Origin of the sequence: Pseudomonas umsongensis (assembly GCF_002236105.1) — a bacterium.
GTDB lineage: Bacteria > Pseudomonadota > Gammaproteobacteria > Pseudomonadales > Pseudomonadaceae > Aquipseudomonas > Aquipseudomonas umsongensis.
Map to the genome: position 1 here is coordinate 321,692 of NZ_NIWU01000005.1, position 20,923 is coordinate 342,614.

A 20,923-nucleotide genomic window follows, 5' to 3' on the forward strand; every position below is an offset into this window, starting at 1 on the left:
ACCATTAAACCAATGTGGGAGCGAGCCTGCTCGCGAAAGAAGTGTGTCAGTCGATACCCATATCGAATGATAAATCGCTTTCGCGAGCAGGCTCGCTCCCACAATGATTACCGCATACCGTCAGATTTTGGCGCCCAGCTCCGCCGACAGCCGGGCCGTAACCCCTTTGATCAAAGGAATCAGCTCGGCCATTTTTTCCAGCGGCATGTACGGCACGGTACTGGCGATGCTGATGCCGGCGACGATGCGTTTGCTGGCATCGCGGATCGGTGCCGCCACGCAGCGGATCGACGGTTCGTTGTCTTCCAGGTCGAAGGCATAACCGCCGGCCACGTACTCGAACATGCGCTGCTGGAACTGTTCCCACGACTGTTCGGGGTGCTGCGGCCAGAACTGGTTTTTCCCACCCACCGGCAGGCTGATTTCGTACAAGCGCTGCCACTCTTGCGGCGAGTCATCGAGCATCAATGCCTTGCCGATTCCCGTACGCGCCAAGGGCATGCGATGGCCGACCCGCGAGCGCATCTCCGGACCGTTGCGCCCCGGGTTCTTGTGCAGGTACAGCACCTCATCGCCTTCGCGGATAGCCAGGTGAATGGTATCGCCGGTCAACGCCGACAGCTCATCCAGATATGGCCCGGCCAGGGTCACCAGCGGCAACTCCTCACGCGCCTGAAAACCCAGTTCGATCAACTTGGGCCCCAACAGGTAACCGACCTGCGGCACCACCCGCAGATATCGCTCGTCCACCAGGCAACTGGCCAGGCGATGGGTGGTGCTGCGCGTGGTGCCGATCAACCGGGCGATTTCCTTGAGATCGCGGGCGCCACTGGCCACGGCCTGAACCACACCCAACCCGCGAAGCAGGGTCTGGGTGCCAGTCGGTGCGGCGTCCTTGGCGATTTTTGGGGCGTCTTCCTGCATATCCAGCCTTTACCGTTGAGCGAGTGAACGGGCGGCATTATGGTCGCCCGCGGGTCCCGACTACAACTTGATACGCTCGACCTTGCCCACCAGCAAGATGTAGGAAAGTGCACCGATCAACGCCAGGACCGAGATATAGGTAATGGCCGGGGCAAAGGAATCACCGCTGGCAAGGAAGCCGATGACGATCGGCGTGGCGATGGCCGACAGGTTGCCGATGAAGTTGAATACCCCACCGGTCAGCCCAAGCAGTCGCGCCGGAGCCAGGGTCGACACCAGCGACCAGGTGATCGAAGCCAGGCCGTTGCCGAAAAACGCCAGCGCGAGGAAGGCAATTACCAGCGGCGTCGACTCAACGAAGTTGGCGCCAATGATCGAAGTGGAAATCAGCAGGCCACTGATGATCGGCAACTTGCGGGCGAAGCCCACGGAGTAACCACGACGAATCAGAAAGTCCGAGAAGAAACCGGAGCACAGCACGCCGACGAACGCCGCGAGAAACGGCAGCGATGCCAGCAGTCCGGACTTGATGAAATCCATGCCGCGGTATTTCACCAGGTAGGTCGGGAACCACGTCAGGAAAAACCACAGGGTCGAGTTGAGGCAGAATTGGCCGAGGTAAATGCCCCAAAGTTTGCGCTTGGTGAGGACAATTCCCAGGTCGGTCCAGCTGAATTTGGCTTTGACCCTGGCTTGTTCGGCCTGGATGTCCACCAGCCCGCCGCCTTCGCGGATCAAGTCGATTTCGGCGTCGTTGGCGCCTTTGAAATCCCGGGGCTCGCGATACACCGCGTACCAGATCACCGCCCAGAGAATGCCCACTGCGCCGGTGGCCACGAACACCATGTGCCAGCCGAATTCATGCTGCAGCCAGGCCAATACCGGCGTCAGGAAAGCCAGGCCGACGAACTGTCCAGACGTGTAGAAACCGATGGCCGTGGCACGCTCACGCTCCGGGAACCAGGTGGTAACCACGCGACTGTTGATCGGATAGGCCGGCGCTTCCAGGGCACCGACCGCCATGCGCAATACGAACAGGGCGATGAAGCTGCCCGCGAAACCGAGCATGACCGTGGCAATCGACCATAACAGGAGTGCAGCGGTATACAGAATGCGCGGCGGCACCCGGTCCACCAGCCAGCCACCGGGAATCTGCATGGCGGCGTAGGTCCAGCCGAAGGCCGAGAAGATCAGGCCGACGTGTATTGGATCGATGCCCAGGTCGCTGGTCAGCGCTGGCGCAGCGATCGACAGGTTGCTGCGGTCCAGGTAGTTGATCACCACGGTGATGAACAACAGGACCATGATGAAAAAACGCTTGCGGCTGGGCGCCGCCAACGACGCCTGCCCGGTGAGGGTTTGCGGTTGCATGGGGAGTGCCTCTTTTTATGTTTATTGAGGTCGTGATCGTTCCCACGCTCTGCGTGGGAATGCAGCCAGGGACGCTCTGCGTCCCAAAAGCGGACGCAGAGCGTCCAGTGAGGTATTCCCACGCAGAGTGTGGGAACAATCACCGCGCAGGCATTACCACTCGGCAAAACTGCCGTCGGCATGGCGCCAGATCGGGTTGCGCCAGCGGTGGCCGACGGCGGCGCGTTCGATCACATATTCTTCGTTGATCTCGATGCCCAGGCCCGGGCCGTTCGGGATTTTCACGAAGCCTTGGTCGTAGTCGAACACCCGTGGATCCTTCACATAGTCGAGCAGGTCGTTGCTCTCGTTGTAATGGATGCCCAGGCTCTGCTCCTGGATGAACGCGTTGTAGCAGACAGCGTCCAGTTGCAGGCACGCCGCCAGGGCAATCGGACCCAGCGGGCAATGCAGCGCCAACGCCACGTCGTAGGCTTCGGCCATATTGGCGATCTTGCGGGTTTCGGTGATGCCGCCCGCATGTGAAGCATCCGGCTGGATGATGTCGACGTAGCCCTCGCTGAGCACGCGCTTGAAATCCCAGCGCGAGAACAGCCGCTCACCCAGGGCAATCGGCGTGCTGGTCAGCGGTGCCAGCTCCTTAAGCGCTTCGTAGTTTTCGCTGAGCACCGGTTCTTCGATGAACATCAGCTTGTACGGATCGAGTTCCTTCATCAGCACCTTGGCCATGGGCTTGTGCACCCGGCCATGGAAGTCGACGCCAATGCCGACGTTCGGCCCGACCGCATCACGCACGGCAGCGACGTTGGCCAGGGCCAGGTCGACTTTGTCGAAGGTATCGAGGAACTGCAGCTCTTCGGTGCCATTCATTTTCACTGCGGTGAAACCCCGACTGACCGCTTCTTTCGCCGCTCGCGCAGTGTCTGCCGGGCGGTCGCCGCCGATCCACGAATACACGCGGATCTTGTCCCGCACCTGTCCACCCAGCAGGTCACTGACCGACACACCCAGCGCCTTGCCCTTGATGTCCCACAACGCCTGGTCGATGCCGGCCAGGGCACTCATGTGGATGGCGCCGCCACGGTAAAAGCCACCGCGGTACAGCACGGTCCAGATGTCTTCGATATTGCGTGGGTCTTTGCCGATCAGGTAGTCGGACAATTCTTCAACGGCAGCCGCGACAGTGTGAGCGCGGCCTTCGACTACGGGCTCGCCCCAGCCGGTCACGCCTTCGTCGGTCTCGACCTTGAGGAAGCACCAGCGTGGCGGAACGATGAAGGTGGTCAGTTTGGTGATTTTCATCTGTCGGTCTCTCTTGTTAGATCCAGCGCTCGCAGCGCCAAAAAAGTCTTAGCGAAGGGCTTTCCAGGCAGCCACGTAGGCCTTGGCATTGGCCGCCACTTGCTCAGGGGTCATGCCTGGCTTGAACAACCCGGACCCGAGGCCGAAGCCTTTGACGCCCGCGTCGACAAACACCTGCATGTTGTCCGGGGTGATGCCACCGACGGGCGCCAGGATCGTTCCCGCCGGCAGCACCGCGAGCCAGGCCTTGACGACCGCCGGGCCCATTTGCTCGGCCGGGAACATCTTCAGCACATCAGCGCCCTCGGCCAGTGCCGCGAAGGCCTCGGTCGGGGTGGCGACACCGGGCGACAGATAAAGGCCAGCCGCTTTCGCCGCGCGCAAAACCTTCGGATCGCTGTGGGGCATGACGATCACCTGGCCGCCGGCCGCTTTCACTTGCTCGACCTGTTGCGGCGTCAGCACCGTGCCCGCGCCAATCAGGCAATCGGCGGGCAACGTACTGCGCAGGATGCGAATGCTTTCATACGGCTCCGGGGAGTTGAGCGGCACTTCGATGACGCGAAATCCGGCTTCATACAGGACTTCGCCGATAGCAGCGGCTTCTTGCGGGCGCAGGCCACGCAGGATCGCGATCAGCCCGTTTTGCGCCAGTGCGTGTTTGAGCATGTCAGGACTCCAGTCAGGGTTAACGATGTGGCGTGGGCGAGATCAGGCCGGCAGCCAGTGCCAGCTGCCACAACCCGCGTTCGGTGGCCTGTTCGGCCAACGTCACCCGCGCAAAACCGCAGGCATCGAGTGCGCGGCTGTAGCGGCTGCACAGTTGGGAATTGCCAATCAGGATGATCGAAGGCAGGTGCACACTGTTGCGTCGACGCCGCTGCACGCAGGCCAGGGCCGACAGTTCATGGCCGATCAACAGGCCGGACAAGTAATCCGCTTGCGCCGTGGCGCTGAGCTCGCCGGTCAGGCCGAGGCTGCGGGCGCTGAACAAGGTCGACAAGGGGCCTATTTCGCCGTCTGTCGACAACGCCACCTGTACGCCGCGATCGAACGCCTCGCCATCGAATGACGCGCCGCACTGCTGGGTACGCCCCAGAATGCTGTGTTCGCTGAGCACGGCGAAGACTTCACCGGTCATGAAGGTATCGAAATGCACGATGCAGCCGTCGGCCACTTCCACCCATTTCGAATGGCTGCCTGGCAGGCCGATCAGTAGATCGGTGCCCGCCTCGCCTGCGATGTTCTGCAGTACGCCGAGCACTTGGGTTTCTTCGCCGCGCATCACGTTCGGCAAGCGCGAACGCTGGATCACCCCCGGCACGATGTGTACATCGACACCGCGAAGACTGCGAACGGTTTGCAGGGAAGTGCCGAGATTGGCGACGTTCGCCGGCGTGTCGCGATAAGCCGCCTCGCGCCAGCCCTGGGCGCTGCCCACCATGCCGCAGGCGATCACTGGCAAGTCGGGCTGTTCGTCGAGCCAATCGCCACAGGCCTGGTCAAAAGCCAGTTCAAAACCATCGACGCACTCTCGGCCGTTGATCATTCGCGCAGCCTTGGGCAACTGCATGATCCCCGACGACAGCGAGCGCTGTTCGAGCACCTGGCCGCCCGCGGCAAGTTTGTAGGCACGTAATGAGGTTGTCCCCCAATCGAGCGCGATTAATTGCGCCTGCATCGCTTCACCTGTTCTGTTTTTGGCAGTGAGTGAGGCGGACTATAAACCTTGGTGCCGCAAAATCTCAATATATAAATATCAATCCCATATATTGAGACAAGACAAAAAAAGATCGCAGCCTTCGGCAGCTACAGAATCGGGTTTACACGCGATTCATGGCGCTGCCGAAGGCTGCGATCTTTTAAACGGTATCAATTACCCTCGGCAAAATCCCGCAAGACGGCCCCGTCCATGCGGTAGCGCACCCACTCTTCCTGCGGCTGTGCGCCTAGGGATTTGTAGAAGTCGATAGCCGGGGTGTTCCACTCCAGCACGCTCCATTCGAAGCGCCCACAGTCGTTGGCACAGGCGATTTTCGCCAGGTGACGCAACAAGGTTTTACCCGCACCGCCACCGCGCTGTTCAGGTGTGATGTACAAATCTTCGAGGTACAGGCAGTTGCTGCCCAGCCACGTGGAGTAGCTGAAAAAAAACACCGCAAAACCGATGGGCACACCCTCGCGCAGGCAGATCAGGCCATGGGCCGTCGCCCCTTCACTGAACAGGCTGCGTTCGATGTCGGCGACACTGGCGATGACTTCATGGCGAGCACGTTCGTAGTCGGCCAGTTCAGTGATGAACGCGAGGATTTGCGGCGCGTCACTGGGGGTTGCCGGGCGGATTTCGATCGTCATGGACGTGCCTTGTCAGAAGTTGAAAACGCCATACTAAGGCGCCGCGAGAATTGTGGCGAGGGAGCAGGCTCCCTCGACCCCCATGCACCTTACTCCGGTCCACGCTAACCCTGGCATCGCGAACCTGAGACCTAACATGAACGCCTTGCATGATAGATAGATGACCTGCGTATCTATCGGGTCAAGGAACCGCGACATGTCCACTGCCACACCCCCAGTCTCCAGCAAATTGTTCGGCCTCTTTTGCCTGGCCAGTTACCTGCTCTCGCTGTCCTACGGTTCGACCTTTTTGCTGTCGCTGCTGATCGGCTCGCGCGGCGGCAACGAACACGACGCCGGCAGTGTAATTTCGGCGGCGATGCTGAGCACCTTTGCTGCGGTGATTGCGTCCGGTCACTTGTCCGACCTGCTCGGTGCCGCACGTTCGGTCGCGCTGTTCGGCCTATTGCTGGTGGTGGCCAGCCTGGGCTTCGCCTTGACGCCGGGCTTGGGCCATCTCCTGCTGTTTTTCGGGCTATTGCTGGGGTTGGGTTGGGGGGTGTTCTACACCCTCGGGCCGATCATTGTCGCGAGCCTGGTCACTCCCGTGCAACGGGCCAAATACTTCGCACTGCTGTCGGGCAGCATGATGACCGGGATCGGCAGCGGGCCCTTGCTGGGTCGCGTCGCAAGCGCCCTCGGCTTCCCGGTGACAGCCGCGTTTTATCTCGCTGCACTGGCCAGCCTGATCGGGGTTTTGCTGCTCTGGCAGCTCGATCGGCATCTGAAAAATGCATCGCTGGAATCGACGGCGGTTTCGCGGATTTCCTGGCGTGCAACGGCCCAGGTGCTGTCCTCCAGAGCGGTGTTTCCAATCATCATGGTCGGCCTCGGCGGTTGCGTTTTCGGTGGCCTGTCGAGTTTCCAGACCAGCTACGCAGCGGCGCGCTCGCTCGACTATTCGCTGTTCTTCCTGGGCTTCATGGGCGCGGCGATCAGCAGCCGCATGCTGATCGCAGGTTTCGTGGTCAAGCGTGATCCGTTGCGCGCTTCCTGCCTGCTGTCAGGCCTGATGCTGGGCTCGATCCTGCTGTTCGGCCTCGTGGTCGATGATGGCTTGAGCTACGTGGTCGCGGCGGCCATGCTCGGGGTCGGCTACGGGCTGACTTACTCGGTGATCAATGGCCTCGTCGCCAATGAAGCGCCGACCGGGACCACTGCGCAATCCTTGCTTTTGTTCAGCCTGTCGTACTTCATCGGCGTGTTCGGCTTTCCGTTGCTCGCCGGGAAAATCATCGTCGAACAAGGCATGGCCAACCTGCTACTTACCGTCATCGCGATCGCCCTGCTCAATTGGCTGATCACCCTGGGCCGATTGATCTGGCGTCACGTCTGCTCAACCCAGGCGATGCAACGAGTCTAGACCGTTCGTCGCTGATCAGGCACCAATTCAAAACGGGGGCGGACCAACATCAGGTAAGGACTCTTAATCAATGGAGACACCGCGCCATGCTCCCGACCAGGTTGACCGCCCTCGCCCTCGCTGTCCTGATGTCCCCGCTTGTCATCGCTGCCACGACCGCGTCCGGCACCGGCCCGACCAACCCGGTCGAAACACCCAGAGTTCCCGCCCTCCAGAGCGCCCCCGTGATCAACATCAACGGCACGGGCGTCGACAGCAACTTGCCGCCGTCGACCGGCACCGATCCGCGGATCCAGGGCAACGATGCAGGCCGCCAGGGCGGCCTGAACCTGCCCGATACCAAGACGCCCGATAAAGCCAGCCCCGGCATAGGTTCTACCACCACCGAAAGCCCGGGCTCAATAGGTGGCGCAAGCCAGTAGCTCGCCACTCTACCGACTCATCACAACGAAGAGGTAACCATGAACGCCGATAAAAACCTGGAAAAAGAAGTCCTGACCCGCCTGCTGCACGCCCACCCCAGCGGTCTGGGCAAGGAGGTGCTGGACAATTACCGTGGGGAGAAAGTCGTGGCCAGTACCCTCGCTGCACTGCAGGAGCGTGGACTGATCCAGCACGGCAACGTGCAATGCAACGAAGCCGGCGAACACTCGCTGAACCTGCCGATCAAACTCAGCGCTGCCGGCGTTGAAGCGGCACGCAAGCTGGATGTTTGAACCACCAAGAAGCCAGGAGAAATCCCATGCCTCGTGGAAGCAAAGACAAATACACCGCCGAGCAGAAACGCAAGGCTGAACATATCGAAGACAGTTACGAGCGCAAAGGCGTGTCTAAGGACGAAGCCGAAGCGCGTGCCTGGGCGACCGTGAACAAACAGTCCGGCGGTGGTGAGCGTGCCGGTGGTTCAGGGCGCAAGAAGCCGGCCCGCGCCAAAGCGCAAGATCGAGAGGAATCGTCGCGACGTGCGGTGCTCAGCCGTGAAGGTCTTTCGCGCAACAGCAAGGCTTCGCGCGAGGTGCAGACCGTCGAAAGCCTGATGAAAGAAGCCCGGGCGAAGAATATTCCGGGCCGGTCCAGCATGCGCAAGCAGGAGTTGATCGAGGCGTTGCGCAAGGCTGGCTGATATATGTTGAATTCCAGGGCCTCTTCGCGAACAAGCCCGCTCCCACATTTGATCGCGTTTCTTCAGGTAGAATCCGGTCGAAATGTGGTAGCGAGCCTGCTCGCGAAGGCGTTCCGACGAAAGCGGTAGATCAGGCGCCGATACTCTTGCGGATCAACTCATCCACCTCAGCAGCCCCAGGCGAAGTCGCCGGCCCCCACCGGGTCACCGACAGCGCCGCGGCCGCATTGGCCCGTTGCGCGGCATCAAGCGCAGACAACCCCTGCGCCAACCCCGCCACGAACACCCCGGCATGGGCATCGCCGGCGCCATTGCTGTCTACCGCCTGCACCTTGAAGCCTGGTACATGTCGACGTTCGCCCGGCTGCTGAATCCAGCATCCTTGCGGCCCGTCGCGAACGACCATGAGCACATCGCGCGGCAAATATTCGACCAGACGATCCAACGCCTGGTCGATTTTCGTCGCGCCTGTAATCTTCAACGCTTCGGCGCTGTTACTGGTCCACACGTCGATGCGCGCCAGCAACGCCTGCATCAGCGGCGCATCCGGGGAATCCACCAACGGCCCCGGATCGAACACCACATTGATCCCGTTCGGCAACGCCAGCACCCAATCCACCAGCGCCCGCGCCTTCCCCGCCTGCAGGAGGCTGTAGCCGCTGACATAGACATAATCGCCCGCCTCGACCGGCACGCTGCCCAGGTCTTGCGCAGTCAATTCGCCTTCGGCACCGATGTAGGAAACGAAACTGCGTTCGGCCGAGGCGTCGGTGATGGCGACGCATAACCCGGTATCGCGCTCGGCGCGCTCAGCAATGCCGATCCGGATGCCTTCGGCGTTCATTGCTTCACGCGCCAGGTCGCCGAATCGCCCGGTGCCGTGGCGACCGAGGTAGACCACCGAAAGACCATTGCGCTGGGCGGCTGCCATCACATTAAAACCGCCGCCAGCCTGGAAACTCGCGGACTGCGCCAATACATCGCCCCCCGCTTGCGGCAGTTTATCCACGGCCATCACCAGGTCGATGATGACCTGGCCGGTGTGCAGCAACTTAGGCATGAGCATTCTCGATCAACGCGGCCCGACGATCCTTCGCCCCGCCAAGTACCCGATAAATGCCACCGGCGACCACGAAGGTCACGATCCAGCCGAGACCGTTATGCCCCAGCCACGAGTCGGACAGGAAGCCTTTGAACCAGACGTTTTCTGCCGTGGTGCCGATGGTGGTGAAACTGAAACCGAGCACGATCGCCACCGCCCAGGCACCGAACGCGCGCCACTCGACGCCGCCGTGATACCAGTAGGCACTAAGCGGGCTGACGTCCAGCAGGTCCTTGGGGCTGTAATAGTGACGATGAATCAGATCGACCACGAAGATCCCTACCCATGCCGTGATCGGCACCGCCAACAGGGAAATGAAGGTGATGAACGGGCCGTAGAAACTGTCGGCGATCAACATGAAGTAAATCGAACCGGCGAAAATCGCCACGATGTCTACCACCACGGCGTAGACGCGCTTGACTTTAAGACCGAGGGTCAGCGTGGTCAGGCCGGCGGAGTACACCGACAGGTTGTTCGACAGCAGCAGGCCACCGAACGCGGTGATCAGGTAGGGCACGGCCATCCAGGTCGGCAGCATGTCGCGGATGGCGATGATCGGGTCGGCGGCCTGGGCCAGGTCGTTGTTGCCCACCGACAACAGGCCTCCGAGGGTGATCAACAGCACCAGTGGAATGCCCGCGCCGAACGCCGCTGACGCCACCAGGCGCACGGCCTTCACGCTGCGGTGCTGGTAGCGCGACATGTCCGCGCCTGCGTTGGCCCAGCCGATCCCGGTGCCGGCCGCCATGGTGCCGATACCGATGATCATCGCGCTCATCGGTGCCGGCGTGGCGTTGAACACCGCGCTCCAGTCGATGGTGGCGCAAAGGAAACCGCCGACCAGGATATTCAGTGCCCCGAACACATAGGTCGCCCATTTCTGGATCACCAGCAATGTGGCGTGACCGAGGCCGGACACCGACAAGGTCAGCAGCACGAAAATCGCGATGAACAGCAGGGTCAGCAGTGGCGCGCTTTTGGCCTCTACCGGCGAACCAAAGAGAATCGAGCACAGCGACAGCAGAACGAACGCGGCAGTGGTGGTATTGACGGTTTCCCAGCCCAGGCGCGACATCAGCGATACCAGGGTCGGGCCGATATTGCCGCGCACGCCGAAGATGGCGCGGGACAGGGTCAGGCTTGGCGCGCGGCCACGACGACCGGCGATGGATATGATCCCGACCACCGCGAAGGAACCGGCGGCACCGAGGATCGCGACGATGACTGCCTGCCAGATCGCCAACCCGCGAAACGCCACGAGGGTCGCGCCCAGCGGCAGGCCGAGAATGGAAATGTTGGCAGCGAACCAGACCCAGAACAGCTGCAGCGGATAACCATTGCACTCGGCCTCCGGCACCGGTTCGATGCCGCGGGTTTCCAGTTGCCCGGCGTTCGATGAACTCATGAAAAATGCTCCTGTTGCCATTTTTGTGGTTGTGGGCAATTCAGATATTGGGTGGCCCGCGACAATCCCCTGTAGGAGCTGCCGCAGGCTGCGATCTTTTGACCTTGATTTTCAGCGACCTCAAGGCCGCCAAGATCAAAAGATCGCAGCCTGCGGCAGCTCCTACAGGGGCTCCTCAGCGCAGGGTGAGGAGTCCTTTGACGAGGGGTTCAAGTTCCAGATCATTGACTGCCTTGACCTTCTCGATCATCGCCACCGGCCAACTCTCCAACCCAAGGCAAGCCCCGAGCATCGCCCCCAGAATCGCCGCGATGGTGTCGGTGTCGCCACCCAGGCTGGCGGCCATGCACAGTGCATCAAAGGCATTCATTTCACCTATGGCCACTTGCTGGGCCAGGGCAAACGACACCACCACCGACTCCTGGGAAGCCACCGAGGTGCCGATCACGTCGTACAGCACATCGGCGAGCAACGCCTTGTCACTGTCGACGCTGATGCTGCGCGCCCAACTGATGCGCGAAGCGATTCGTCCGCCGGCTACCCAGTGACCATGGCCTTCGGCTTGCTGGGCGATTTGCTGGCCGAGGTTCAGCGCCTCGCCCAGGTCCATGCCGTTGATGCCGGCGGAAACCACCGCCGCCACCGCCGCCGCGCTGGAAATGCCCAGCGTGGTGTTGTGGGTGACCTGGCAGGCCTGCACCACGGCATCGATGAAGCGCTCGGCTTTGGACACATCCGCGGCAATCCCGACCGGCGTGATCCGCATCGCCGCGCCATTGGTAGTGCCGTACCGACCGGCTTCTTCGGGCGAGTGGCCGGCGAGGATCATTTCGATCGCGCGCTTGGTCGAAGGGCCGAGCAAGTCCTGCGAGCCCTTGGCCTGCATCACGGCTTCCCATTCGATCAAGCGCTGTGCGAGTACCGCGGGTTGGATGTTGCCTTGACCTTCGACCAACAATTGACCGACCAGAATGGCTTGTTCGGTGTCGTCGGTGATCGAGCCCTTGGGCATATTGGCGGCGATCGGCTGATCGGGACCGGCATCTTCAAGGCCGGTGATCTCGCCAAAGCGCGCCTGAATCTGGCTGCGGCTAAGGGATTGGGTCGGCATGCCAAGCGCATCGCCCAGGGCCAGGCCGTAAAACGCGCCTAGCGCACGATCGAGCGCAGTCATTTCGATGGTCCGAATTGCAGGTGCAGGCGAAAATGCACAGGATCGAGCAGGCTTTCCACCTGTTCCATGAAACGGTTTTTCCGGTCATAGGTGGTGCGCAAGGCCTTAAGGAAAACCGTGCCGACCGGCCGCCCCAACAGTTCGGCATCGGTGGCGTTCAACGGCTCGGCGCCGATCCATTGATCACCGCGCTCGCCGATATAGCCATAGGCGGCCAACGTGATGGTCAGCGAGTTATCGATCAAGCCAACCCGCGGCAGGCTTTCCAGGCCGCCGGTAGCAGGCATCAATGAGCGTTCAAGGGAGACCAGCGTGCCATCGTTGGAGCGGCGGCGACGGTCCAGGGTGATGAACTGGTCAGTGCCGAAACGCGGTAGCAGGTCGGGACGGCTCACGGCTTCCAGCCGCAACACTTCGGTATTGACCAGTGCGCCGCTGTCGGCAAGGGCCTGCGCCCAGCCGCTGCGCTGATCCAGTACCACCCCGTCGAAGGTGACGATGGAACCGACCCCGCTTTGCGTCGCAATGTAGTTGCGCCGTTTCAACTCGGCCAGCGCTTCACGCAAGGTTCCTCGGCTGACTTTGAATTCTTGAGCCAACTGATGCTCGCCCGGCAGATGAAAACCGTCCTCCATGAGGCCGCTTTCGATGCGCCGGATGAGTTCGTCGACCACCCGTTGTTTCTTGTCGAATCGTACCTGTCTAATCATGTACAAATTGATACCCGAAACGAGTTGCGACGGGCAAGAAATATTTACGGGAGATGACAGAAGGGAGTGCGGCTTGATCGTTCCCACGCTCTGCGTGGGAATGCAGCCCGGGACGCTCTGCGTCCCTTTCGCGAGCTGGAACGCGGAGCGTCCCTTGAGGCATTCCCACGCGGAGCGTGGGAATGATCAGTTGTGGGGTTAACGCTGCTTGAGGCGGTCGATGACGACGGCCAGCAGGAGGATCGATCCGCGGATCACATACTGGTAGAACGTATCGATGTTCTTCAGGTTCATCGCGTTCTCGATGATTGCCAGGATCAACACCCCGGCAATCACATGCCGGATCATGCCGATCCCGCCACTGAGCGACACGCCGCCGAGCACGCAGGCCGAGATCACCGTCAGCTCGAAACCCTGGCCGATCATCGGCTGGCCCGAGGTCATGCGCGATGCCAGGATCACCCCGGCCAGTGCACCGATCAGGCCGTGCACGGCGAAGATGATGATCTTGGTCCGGTCAACGTTGACCCCCGCCAGCAGCGCCGCTTCCTGGTTGCCGCCGATGGCCATGGTGTTGCGCCCGTAGGTGGTGTAGTTGAGCAACCAGCCAAAGAACAGGAAGCAGACGATGGTGATCAGGATCGGCACCGGAACGCCGAACAACTGGCCGTTGCCGAACACGAAGAACGACTCCTGGGACACCCCCACCGCCTTGCCATTGGCAAAGATGTAGGCCAGGCCGCGCACGATCTGCATGGTCGCCAGCGTGGTGATCAGCGCATTGACTCGCAGCTTGGCAATCACGATGCCGTTGATCAGGCCGACGATCAGCCCCATCGCCAGCGCCGCGCTGACACCGAGAAAGACGCTGTCGGTGTCGCGCATCACCACGGCGGCAACCACCCCGGCGCAGGCGATCACCGACCCCACCGACAAGTCGAAATGCCCGGACGCCAGGCAGTACAACATGGTGCATGCCGCGATCCCGGTGGTGGAAATCGCCAGGCCCAGGCCGCGCATGTTCAATGGCGAGAGGAAGTTGTCGATCAGCAAGGTGCAGAGCACGAAGATACCGACGGCCGCCAGCAGCATCACCCAGTCATCGAGAAAGCGCCGCAGGTCCAGGGGTTTGCGTGCAGTCGGCAGGGTTTCGTTTTGGGTTGTCATCATAGTCACCTCTCAGTTCGCCACGCCGTCAGCGCGTTGGCGCGGCAAAGCCAGTTGCAGCAGGTTGGATTCATTGGCCTGTTCGCGGCTCAGTTCGCCGCGCAGTGCGCCTTCGCACAACACCAGGATGCGGTCGGAAATGCCCATCACTTCCATCAGGTCGCTGGACACCACGATCACCGCAATGCCGCTGGCGGCCAGGTTATGGATGATCTGGTAGATTTCGGCCTTGGCGCCGATGTCGATGCCACGGGTGGGCTCGTCGAGCAGCAGGACTTTCATTGGCATCGACAGCCAGCGACCGAGAATGGCCTTCTGCTGGTTGCCACCGGACAGGAACTTGATCTGTTGCCCGGCGTGTGGCGTTTTTACCTTCAGCGCCTTGATCTGCTTGTCGGCGTTGCCCTTCTCCCACAGGCCACGCAACAGGCAACCAAAGGTTGAATGCGCACCACGGGCGCTGATGTTGATGTTCTCGGCGACGCTTGCCAGCGGCAGGATGCCCTCCTTCTTGCGGTCTTCGGGACAGAGCAGGATCCCGGCCGCAATCGCATCCCGGGGCGAGCGCAGTTTCAGTTCATGGCCGCGCAGTTCAAGACGGCCGGCGCTGTTGCGTTCCAGCCCGCTAAGCAGGCGAAACAATTCCGTGCGCCCCGCGCCGACCAGGCCGAACAAGCCAAGGATCTCGCCCTTGTGCGCATCGAAACTCACCGGTTCGCGCAGGCCTGGCCCGAGCAGGCGGTCGACCTTCAACGCCACCGCGCCGCGCTGGCGCGGGCGGTAATCGTAGATGTCCTGAATGTCCCGACCGACCATGCAGGTGACCAACTGATCATGGGTCAACTCGCTCATGTCTTCGAAGGTGCGCACGTAACGGCCGTCCTTGAACACCGTCACCGCGTTGCAGATGCGGAACACTTCCTCCATGCGATGGGAGACGTAGAGCACCACTTTGCCTTCATCGCGCAGCCGACCGATGATCGCCATCAAGCGGTCGATCTCCCGCGCCGAAAGACTGCTGGTGGGCTCGTCGAAAGCAATGACATGCGCGCCACGGGACAAGGCCTTGGCGATCTCGACCAGCTGCCGCTGACCGAGCGACAGGCGCCCGACTTTCTCCTGCGGGTCGATTTCGTCGGCCAGCCCCCTGAGACAGGCCAGGGCTTGCTGGCGCAAAGTTGCGCGATTGATCAAACCGAAACTGGCCGGCAAGTGACCGAGAAACAGATTTTCCGCCACGGTCATTTCCGGCACCAGGTGCAGTTCCTGATGAATCACCGCGACCCCGCTGCCAATGCTGTCGGCCGTGGACTTGAACGCCATCGTCTGGCCGCCTATCTGCAGGTCGCCACTGCTCGGGGTGTAGGCGCCGCCGAGGATTTTCAGCAGGGTCGACTTGCCGGCACCGTTCTCGCCCATCAAGGCATGAACCTGCCCCGGATGGGCGACGAAGTTAATGTTGTCCAGCGCCTTCACACCGGGAAAGGTTTTGCCGATCCCGTTGAAGCGCAAGCTGCCACTGCCACTCAAAGAGCTGCCGGTGTGTTGTTGTACTTGTGTTTGCGCCATAACCACCTCATCGCACAGATCAGGCAACCCCGTTGCCAGGGTCACCGATGAAATCAACCGGCCCTCAGTTCCACAGGCCGATCTTTTCCAGTTCCTGCTTGAAGTTGTCTCGCGTGATCAGTGTCACGTCGTCCATGGCGGTGTATTTCGCCGGTTCTTTGCCGCTGGTGACCCACTCGTACATCATGCTGGCGGTGTTGTAGCCCTCGATGTGCGGGCTTGGCAGCATCGACCCGTAGAAGCCGCTGTCGGGTTTCTTAAGCTCGCCAATGGCGTCGGTGCCGTTGATGCCGATGCCGATCACGTTCGACGCGGCAAAGCCGGCGGCTTCAGTGGCACGCACGCCGCCCAGCACAGTGTTGTCGTTCATACCGCCGATAATCAGGTTCTTCGCCGCGCTCGGTAGCTTCACCAGTGCCGAGTTGGTGGCGTCCATGCTGCCTGGTACGTCGAGGGTTTTCAGGGCCGCGAACAGGATGTGGTCTTTGGGCATGCCGGCATCTTCCAGCGCCTTGACCGAGCCGTCGGTGCGTTTCTTGCCGGTGTCGAGTTCGTTGAAGGTATTGATCACCGCATAGGTGTCTTTCCACTCCCAACCGCGCTTCTTCGCCTCGGTGGCCATGGCGCTGCCTTGCTTCTGGCCGACTTCAAAGGCGGCCATGCCCAGGTAAGGGACGTCCTCCATGAACTTGCCGCTGGCATCGACGAAGCGGTCATCCACGGCGATCACTTTCAAGCCATTGAGCTTGGCCTTGGCCATGATTGCAGGGCCCAGGGACACGTCCGGCGGGCAGATCACGAAACCCTTGGCACCGTTGGCCGCCAGGCTGTCGATGGCCGACAGGGTTTTCTCACCGTCAGGCACGGCGATCTTGATCAGGGTGAAGCCCTTTTCCTTGCCAGCCTTTTCAGCGAAGGCCCATTCGGTCTGGAACCAGGGCTCCTCCGCTTGCTTGACCAGGAAACCGATTTTCACTTCCTCAGCCGCCAGCAGCGTGCTGCTCAGGCTGAACGCGCTGACCGCCACGGCGGCGCAGCATAGGGAACGGATGGCATGACGACGATTCATAAGCTGACTCCTTGTTGTTTTTGTTGAGCGTAGTGCCAATAGTCATATCGTATGATGATTGAATTTCAGGCGCAGTTTTGCACCTGAGACCCGGATGACCTAGTCGTGGTACATCACTGAGCGCCCGCCATCGATGGTGATGCACGAAGCGTTGATGAACGGTGCTTCATCACTGGCCAGGAACACCGCGGTCATGGCCACCTCGATTGGCTGGCCGATGCGCCGCGGCGGGTGCAGGTCGAAGGCGCGCTGACGTTCGGCATGGGGGTCGGCAAAGCCGTTCCAGTAGTCGACGTTCAATTGGGTTTCGATGTAGCCCGGCGCGATGGCGTTGACGCGAATGCCCTTGGGTGCGTATTCGATACCCAGGGCGCGGGTCAGGCCGAGCAGGCCGTGCTTGGCTACCGGATAAGGGAAGCAGCCTGGAATGATGTGGGTGGAATGGGTGGAGGCGATGTTGATGATGCTGCCGATGCCCTGCTCGATCATCTGCGGCAATACGGCCTTGCAGCCGTACCAGGCACCGTCCAGGTCAATGGCGAAGCAGCGACGCCAGTCTTCCTCGGTCATTTCCAACGGATCTCGGAACACGTTGACCCCGGCGCAGTTGACCAGCACGTCGATCCGCCCGTGAAGCTCAACCGCCAGCCTGGCCATCGCCTGCAAGTCCTGCTGCTGGGAAACGTCGGCCTTGATCGCCACCACGTCAGCCCCTTTGCTCCGCCACTGTACCGCGACGTTTTCGACTTTTTCGGCCTGGATATCGCTGATGACCAGCTTGGCTTGCTGGGAAGCGAAGGTTGCAACGATCGCCTCGCCGATGCCCTGGGCGGCGCCGGTCAACAGTACGACTTTGTTTTTCAGGCGCTCGCCCTTGGGTGCCTCGGGCACCGGCGGTAACGAAAGAGGTTCAGCCATGGATCAGGACTCCTGTTCGAAAGCACGACGAAAACCGGACGTCAGGTCCGGTCAAAAGGGCGTTGAGGAAGAAACAGGCAGGCGCGAAACGTTTCAGCATCGGGGTGCTTTGAAACGCGGACTCCACGAGGGAGTGCGGGGGAATATCGCTGCATCACTTCACCTGTTTTGTTTTTGTAAGTGTGAATGCGTGTAACTGATGGCGCCGACTATAAACCCGACGCGCAGGAAATCTCAATATATATATTCGCATCCCATATTTAGGGATTTAACCTGAAAATCGGCTACAGGACTTTCCTGCAACGTCGACGCGAATCGCCAGCACTGCCCCATCCAGCGGATGCCCAAGGGGGCTCGCGGCGCTGGTGATGTACAGGGTTTTCAAGCCCGCATCGCCAAATACGCAACTGGTCGGACGGCTGACGGGCAGTTCGATTACCCGATCGACCTGCCCGTCAGGTGTCAGCCTGAGCAGGCAACTGCCGTCCCATCGGGCATTCCAGACAAAACCCTCGGCATCCATTGCCGAGCCGTCCGGGCCGCCGAGTGGATGAGGACCGAACCAGGCCTGTGCCGGGTCAAGATGGCCATCGGCACGAATAAAGTATCTGCACAACGTGCCGTCGAGACTGTCACCGAAATAGACGGTAGTGGCGTCGTCGCTCCACAACAATGTATTGGGGATACCCAGTCCACGCAGCAGTGGCGTGACCCGCGCATCGCTATCGATTCGGAACAGGCCACCGCAACGCCGTTCGACGGGCAGGTCTTCGCCCTGCTCGCCGATGTTGTTCTGCATGGTGCCAAGCCACAGCCTGCCCTGGGCATCGCAGCGGGCTTCGTTCGCGCGGTTACCAGGCTGCGGATCCGCGACGCAAAACAAGCTCAGTCGCGGTTCCAACCCCGGGGAATCAAGGTCAAGCCGATACACGCCGCTGCTCAAGGTCACCAGCGCATCACCGCTCGCACAGGGGATGAACGCCGACACATGCTCCGGCATCTGCCAGATCTGCACGTTGGCGCCGATCAACCGCAGCGCCTGTTTGCCGGCAATGTCCACCCAATACAGCGCCTGGGTCGGCGCATCCCAGAACGGACCTTCGCCGAGTTGCGCCCGGTGCTCGGTAACCGCAGTCAACGTCATGAAACCTCCTGCTTTTTTATTGTTTTTCGGTAGGAGCCGGCTGGCTGGCGATAGCGTCCTTCAAGAGCCGCATCGCCAGCAAGCCAGCTTCTACAGGTTGTCAGCCGGCTTTTTTTCCGGCCATGACCTGCGGGTAATAGCGCTTGATCGCCAGGTCGGCGTTATCGATCAGGGTCATGCAGGCCCACACACCCCGCGCGGTGTCCCGGGCGGCGATGGCGTCGGCCATGTCTTTATGAATGGGCAAGGTGCGGCGCAGCTCGTCGGGGTTGGCGGCGGACACTTCGAAACACACTGCCAACAGCGCGCCCAGGGCCGGGACCATTTGCTCGATGAATTGATTGTGGCTGGCAGCGAGAATGCACTCGTGGAAGAGCTGGTCGGCGCGGTTGTAATCGACTCCGCTGTCCACCGCTCGCGCCAATGCGTTGTAGGCTCGTAAAATGGCATCGAGCTGTTCGGCGGTCGCACGCTCGCAAGCCCAGCGCACGGCCATCGGTTCGATGGTGCGGCGCAAGTCGAGCAAGTCATCGACGAAGTTTTCCGGCAAGCCGCTGCGTGACAGCCAACCTACGACCTGTGGATCGAAGAGGTTCCAGCGCCGTACCGGCAACACCCGCGTACCGACTTTCGGCCCGACTTCGAGCATGCCCTTGGCAACCAGGGTCTTGATGGCTTCGCGGATAACGGTGCGACTGACACCCAGTTGTTCGCCGAGGTCAGCTTCGACCTTGAGCGTCTCCCCCGGCTTGACGTGCCGGGCAGCGATCCAGCAGCCCAGCCAATCAACCGTCGAGGCGTGAAAACTGCTGGACATGGACACCTCGAAGCCGTTTGTGATGGGTGTCCACGCTAATCATCATATGATTGGCTGTCAATTTGATTTTGTGAGGAACTGCCGAAATCGAAATCATTGTGGGGGAAGTGTCAGGGCTCAAGGCCGATGGGGAAGAACTCTCCACCGCTCCACACGCCTAGCCATCGTTGCCCGTCGATCTCCCGCGTCACCGCCAGCTCTACCAGTTGGTAGAACACATTGCGATGGATCAGCGCTTCGAGATTGGTGCGCACATGCACGTAAGGCGCCGGCTCTTGAGTGGCTGGATCGATCACCACGCGAATCGGGTGCTCGGGACCGGCCTCGGTGGTTTCGTCGACATTGGTGGTGAAGCGCAACACCTGCGCCTCGCCCTCGCCGTCCACGTCCACCGCAATCGCCACGAAAGGCGCATCGTCGACCTTGATCCCGACCTTCTCGACCGGAGTGATGAGGAAGTAATCATCACCGTCGCGGCGAATGATGGTGGAGAACAGCTTGACCATCGGCTTGCGTCCGATCGGCGTGCCCAGGTAATACCAGGTGCCGTCGCGGGCGATGCGCATGTCGATGTCGCCGCAAAAATCGGGGTTCCACAAGTGGACCGGTGGCAAGCCTTGGGTCTTGGGGATTTGCCCCAGCAGGTCATTGGCTTTTTGCGGGCCACTCATGGTGCTCTCCTTGAAATTACTGGTCGCTGAGCCCCAACAGGCTACGCGCGTACTGCTGCAGCGGCGGGCCCATCAGGTCTTCGGGTTTTTCGTCGTGGAATGTCAGTAGACCGCCACGACTGTTGATACGTGCAGTATCAATCAAATACTGGGTGCTGGTCTCGATCAACATGATCTGAATCACGCCGGTATCGATACCAAGGCGATCCACGGCCTCCTGATCCAGCCATTCATCCGAGTTGCCAATGCGGTCATCGGACTTGGCGAAACGGGTATAGAGCAGGTAATGGGCACCGACGGCACGGGCTTCGCCCATGGCCTGGTCAAGGCCTTGCGGTGTGCGGGCGCGGCGGACCATCGGGAAATACTCGACGAAACCATCGAAGGCGACTTCGGCGATCACATTGGGGCGCGGGTAGACGGCACTGCCCGGCGGCATAAAGGCGCCCTGGGCAATGTAGACGAACGAGTCTGGCTGGATACGCAGGTTATTCACCCGGCGGCTGTCGCTGTGGTCCAGCAGGCCGGCATCACTCATGTGGTAGCGAGTCCCTTCGGCCATCTCGCTGACATTCATGCAGCCACCGAGCGCCATAATGGCCAGCAGCAAAACCAGGCTACGCATCCTATCCTCCAGGGGCCGGTGACGGAAAACCGGCGAATGGCCGTAGGATGCAGCTTTTGCGCCAGCTCAAGTGCG

At 61.1% G+C, this 20,923-nt stretch carries 22 protein-coding genes; 4 read left to right on the forward strand and 18 right to left on the reverse strand.

The window, feature by feature from the left end:
- Positions 1-120 precede the first annotated feature (120 nt).
- The 6 genes from PSUM_RS23680 to PSUM_RS23710 form a co-directional block, all read right to left on the reverse strand.
- Complete coding sequence (locus PSUM_RS23680) at positions 121-924, reverse strand: IclR family transcriptional regulator (RefSeq protein ID WP_083349636.1); 804 nt, start codon at positions 922-924, stop codon at positions 121-123.
- 60 nt (positions 925-984) lie between these two features.
- Positions 985-2,295: an MFS transporter gene (locus PSUM_RS23685; RefSeq protein WP_020799962.1), complete on the reverse strand. Its 1,311-nt coding sequence runs from the start codon at positions 2,293-2,295 to the stop codon at positions 985-987.
- A 153-nt stretch (positions 2,296-2,448) separates the two neighbouring features.
- Positions 2,449-3,597, reverse strand: a complete 1,149-nt coding sequence (gene dgoD / locus PSUM_RS23695; protein WP_020799961.1) for a galactonate dehydratase — start codon at positions 3,595-3,597, stop codon at positions 2,449-2,451.
- A 48-nt stretch (positions 3,598-3,645) separates the two neighbouring features.
- The gene (locus tag PSUM_RS23700; protein WP_083349637.1) at positions 3,646-4,266 is read right to left on the reverse strand and encodes a 2-dehydro-3-deoxy-6-phosphogalactonate aldolase; all 621 of its coding nucleotides are present in this window, start codon (positions 4,264-4,266) and stop codon (positions 3,646-3,648) included.
- A 19-nt stretch (positions 4,267-4,285) separates the two neighbouring features.
- Positions 4,286-5,278: a 2-dehydro-3-deoxygalactonokinase gene (locus tag PSUM_RS23705; RefSeq protein ID WP_083349638.1), complete on the reverse strand. Its 993-nt coding sequence runs from the start codon at positions 5,276-5,278 to the stop codon at positions 4,286-4,288.
- A gap of 191 nt (positions 5,279-5,469) precedes the next feature.
- Positions 5,470-5,952, reverse strand: a complete 483-nt coding sequence (locus PSUM_RS23710) for a GNAT family N-acetyltransferase (protein WP_008065853.1) — start codon at positions 5,950-5,952, stop codon at positions 5,470-5,472.
- A 196-nt stretch (positions 5,953-6,148) separates the two neighbouring features.
- Here PSUM_RS23710 and PSUM_RS23715 point away from each other — a divergent pair, with 196 nt between their 5' ends.
- From PSUM_RS23715 to PSUM_RS23730, 4 genes are all read left to right on the forward strand, one after another.
- On the forward strand, positions 6,149-7,354 hold the full coding sequence (locus PSUM_RS23715; protein WP_083349639.1) for an MFS transporter: 1,206 nt from the start codon (positions 6,149-6,151) through the stop codon (positions 7,352-7,354).
- A gap of 86 nt (positions 7,355-7,440) precedes the next feature.
- Positions 7,441-7,776 carry a hypothetical protein gene (locus PSUM_RS23720; protein WP_033044175.1) on the forward strand — a complete coding sequence of 112 codons (336 nt, stop codon included), beginning with the start codon at positions 7,441-7,443 and terminating at the stop codon, positions 7,774-7,776.
- A 39-nt stretch (positions 7,777-7,815) separates the two neighbouring features.
- Positions 7,816-8,070, forward strand: coding sequence for a hypothetical protein (locus tag PSUM_RS23725; RefSeq protein WP_020799956.1), 255 nt, complete (start codon positions 7,816-7,818; stop codon positions 8,068-8,070).
- Positions 8,071-8,096: 26 nt separating this feature from the next.
- Positions 8,097-8,477: a Rho termination factor N-terminal domain-containing protein gene (locus PSUM_RS23730; protein WP_083349640.1), complete on the forward strand. Its 381-nt coding sequence runs from the start codon at positions 8,097-8,099 to the stop codon at positions 8,475-8,477.
- A gap of 130 nt (positions 8,478-8,607) precedes the next feature.
- Here the strand turns inward: PSUM_RS23730 and PSUM_RS23735 are convergent, their stop codons facing one another.
- The 12 genes from PSUM_RS23735 to PSUM_RS23790 all read right to left on the reverse strand — a co-directional run bounded on the left by PSUM_RS23735 (position 8,608) and on the right by PSUM_RS23790 (position 20,848).
- Positions 8,608-9,537 carry a PfkB family carbohydrate kinase gene (locus tag PSUM_RS23735; protein WP_020799954.1) on the reverse strand — a complete coding sequence of 310 codons (930 nt, stop codon included), beginning with the start codon at positions 9,535-9,537 and terminating at the stop codon, positions 8,608-8,610.
- On the reverse strand, positions 9,530-10,984 hold the full coding sequence (locus PSUM_RS23740; protein WP_083349641.1) for a purine-cytosine permease family protein: 1,455 nt from the start codon (positions 10,982-10,984) through the stop codon (positions 9,530-9,532). Before PSUM_RS23740 ends, PSUM_RS23735 begins: the two co-directional genes overlap by 8 nt.
- A 175-nt stretch (positions 10,985-11,159) precedes the next feature.
- Positions 11,160-12,158, reverse strand: coding sequence for an ADP-ribosylglycohydrolase family protein (locus PSUM_RS23745; RefSeq protein ID WP_083349642.1), 999 nt, complete (start codon positions 12,156-12,158; stop codon positions 11,160-11,162).
- Positions 12,155-12,868 carry a GntR family transcriptional regulator gene (locus tag PSUM_RS23750; RefSeq protein ID WP_020799951.1) on the reverse strand — a complete coding sequence of 238 codons (714 nt, stop codon included), beginning with the start codon at positions 12,866-12,868 and terminating at the stop codon, positions 12,155-12,157. The genes PSUM_RS23745 and PSUM_RS23750 overlap by 4 nt, the downstream gene beginning before the upstream one ends.
- A 198-nt stretch (positions 12,869-13,066) precedes the next feature.
- Complete coding sequence (gene araH, locus PSUM_RS23755) at positions 13,067-14,035, reverse strand: L-arabinose ABC transporter permease AraH (protein WP_032832152.1); 969 nt, start codon at positions 14,033-14,035, stop codon at positions 13,067-13,069.
- Between the two features lie 12 nt (positions 14,036-14,047).
- Complete coding sequence (gene araG, locus PSUM_RS23760) at positions 14,048-15,604, reverse strand: L-arabinose ABC transporter ATP-binding protein AraG (RefSeq protein ID WP_033043754.1); 1,557 nt, start codon at positions 15,602-15,604, stop codon at positions 14,048-14,050.
- 64 nt (positions 15,605-15,668) lie between these two features.
- Positions 15,669-16,673 (reverse strand): substrate-binding domain-containing protein, encoded by a 1,005-nt coding sequence (locus PSUM_RS23765; RefSeq protein ID WP_083349643.1) that lies wholly within the window; start codon positions 16,671-16,673, stop codon positions 15,669-15,671.
- A 99-nt stretch (positions 16,674-16,772) separates the two neighbouring features.
- Complete coding sequence (locus PSUM_RS23770; RefSeq protein WP_033043753.1) at positions 16,773-17,591, reverse strand: SDR family oxidoreductase; 819 nt, start codon at positions 17,589-17,591, stop codon at positions 16,773-16,775.
- A 268-nt stretch (positions 17,592-17,859) separates the two neighbouring features.
- Positions 17,860-18,735 (reverse strand): SMP-30/gluconolactonase/LRE family protein, encoded by an 876-nt coding sequence (locus PSUM_RS23775; RefSeq protein WP_033043577.1) that lies wholly within the window; start codon positions 18,733-18,735, stop codon positions 17,860-17,862.
- A 100-nt stretch (positions 18,736-18,835) separates the two neighbouring features.
- Positions 18,836-19,552 carry a FadR/GntR family transcriptional regulator gene (locus PSUM_RS23780; protein WP_083349644.1) on the reverse strand — a complete coding sequence of 239 codons (717 nt, stop codon included), beginning with the start codon at positions 19,550-19,552 and terminating at the stop codon, positions 18,836-18,838.
- Between the two features lie 110 nt (positions 19,553-19,662).
- Positions 19,663-20,223, reverse strand: coding sequence for a DUF1285 domain-containing protein (locus tag PSUM_RS23785; RefSeq protein WP_033043579.1), 561 nt, complete (start codon positions 20,221-20,223; stop codon positions 19,663-19,665).
- 16 nt (positions 20,224-20,239) lie between these two features.
- A complete protein-coding gene (locus PSUM_RS23790) occupies positions 20,240-20,848 on the reverse strand; it encodes a DUF4823 domain-containing protein (protein WP_020799944.1) in 609 nt (202 codons plus the stop codon).
- Positions 20,849-20,923: the final 75 nt, after the last annotated feature.

Coding starts and splice junctions, on each gene's coding strand:
- PSUM_RS23710 (WP_008065853.1), bottom strand. CDS start 5,952: ATGACGATCGAAATCCGCCCGGCAACCCCCAGTGACGCGCCGCAAATC.
- PSUM_RS23785 (WP_033043579.1), bottom strand. CDS start 20,223: ATGAGTGGCCCGCAAAAAGCCAATGACCTGCTGGGGCAAATCCCCAAG.
- PSUM_RS23740 (WP_083349641.1), bottom strand. CDS start 10,984: ATGAGTTCATCGAACGCCGGGCAACTGGAAACCCGCGGCATCGAACCG.
- araG (WP_033043754.1), bottom strand. CDS start 15,604: ATGGCGCAAACACAAGTACAACAACACACCGGCAGCTCTTTGAGTGGC.
- PSUM_RS23680 (WP_083349636.1), bottom strand. CDS start 924: ATGCAGGAAGACGCCCCAAAAATCGCCAAGGACGCCGCACCGACTGGC.
- PSUM_RS23790 (WP_020799944.1), bottom strand. CDS start 20,848: ATGCGTAGCCTGGTTTTGCTGCTGGCCATTATGGCGCTCGGTGGCTGC.
- PSUM_RS23730 (WP_083349640.1), top strand. CDS start 8,097: ATGCCTCGTGGAAGCAAAGACAAATACACCGCCGAGCAGAAACGCAAG.
- PSUM_RS23780 (WP_083349644.1), bottom strand. CDS start 19,552: ATGTCCAGCAGTTTTCACGCCTCGACGGTTGATTGGCTGGGCTGCTGG.
- PSUM_RS23745 (WP_083349642.1), bottom strand. CDS start 12,158: ATGACTGCGCTCGATCGTGCGCTAGGCGCGTTTTACGGCCTGGCCCTG.
- PSUM_RS23685 (WP_020799962.1), bottom strand. CDS start 2,295: ATGCAACCGCAAACCCTCACCGGGCAGGCGTCGTTGGCGGCGCCCAGC.
- PSUM_RS23775 (WP_033043577.1), bottom strand. CDS start 18,735: ATGACGTTGACTGCGGTTACCGAGCACCGGGCGCAACTCGGCGAAGGT.
- PSUM_RS23765 (WP_083349643.1), bottom strand. CDS start 16,673: ATGAATCGTCGTCATGCCATCCGTTCCCTATGCTGCGCCGCCGTGGCG.
- PSUM_RS23720 (WP_033044175.1), top strand. CDS start 7,441: ATGCTCCCGACCAGGTTGACCGCCCTCGCCCTCGCTGTCCTGATGTCC.
- PSUM_RS23735 (WP_020799954.1), bottom strand. CDS start 9,537: ATGCCTAAGTTGCTGCACACCGGCCAGGTCATCATCGACCTGGTGATG.
- PSUM_RS23770 (WP_033043753.1), bottom strand. CDS start 17,591: ATGGCTGAACCTCTTTCGTTACCGCCGGTGCCCGAGGCACCCAAGGGC.
- PSUM_RS23715 (WP_083349639.1), top strand. CDS start 6,149: ATGTCCACTGCCACACCCCCAGTCTCCAGCAAATTGTTCGGCCTCTTT.
- dgoD (WP_020799961.1), bottom strand. CDS start 3,597: ATGAAAATCACCAAACTGACCACCTTCATCGTTCCGCCACGCTGGTGC.
- araH (WP_032832152.1), bottom strand. CDS start 14,035: ATGACAACCCAAAACGAAACCCTGCCGACTGCACGCAAACCCCTGGAC.
- PSUM_RS23705 (WP_083349638.1), bottom strand. CDS start 5,278: ATGCAGGCGCAATTAATCGCGCTCGATTGGGGGACAACCTCATTACGT.
- PSUM_RS23750 (WP_020799951.1), bottom strand. CDS start 12,868: ATGATTAGACAGGTACGATTCGACAAGAAACAACGGGTGGTCGACGAA.
- PSUM_RS23725 (WP_020799956.1), top strand. CDS start 7,816: ATGAACGCCGATAAAAACCTGGAAAAAGAAGTCCTGACCCGCCTGCTG.
- PSUM_RS23700 (WP_083349637.1), bottom strand. CDS start 4,266: ATGCTCAAACACGCACTGGCGCAAAACGGGCTGATCGCGATCCTGCGT.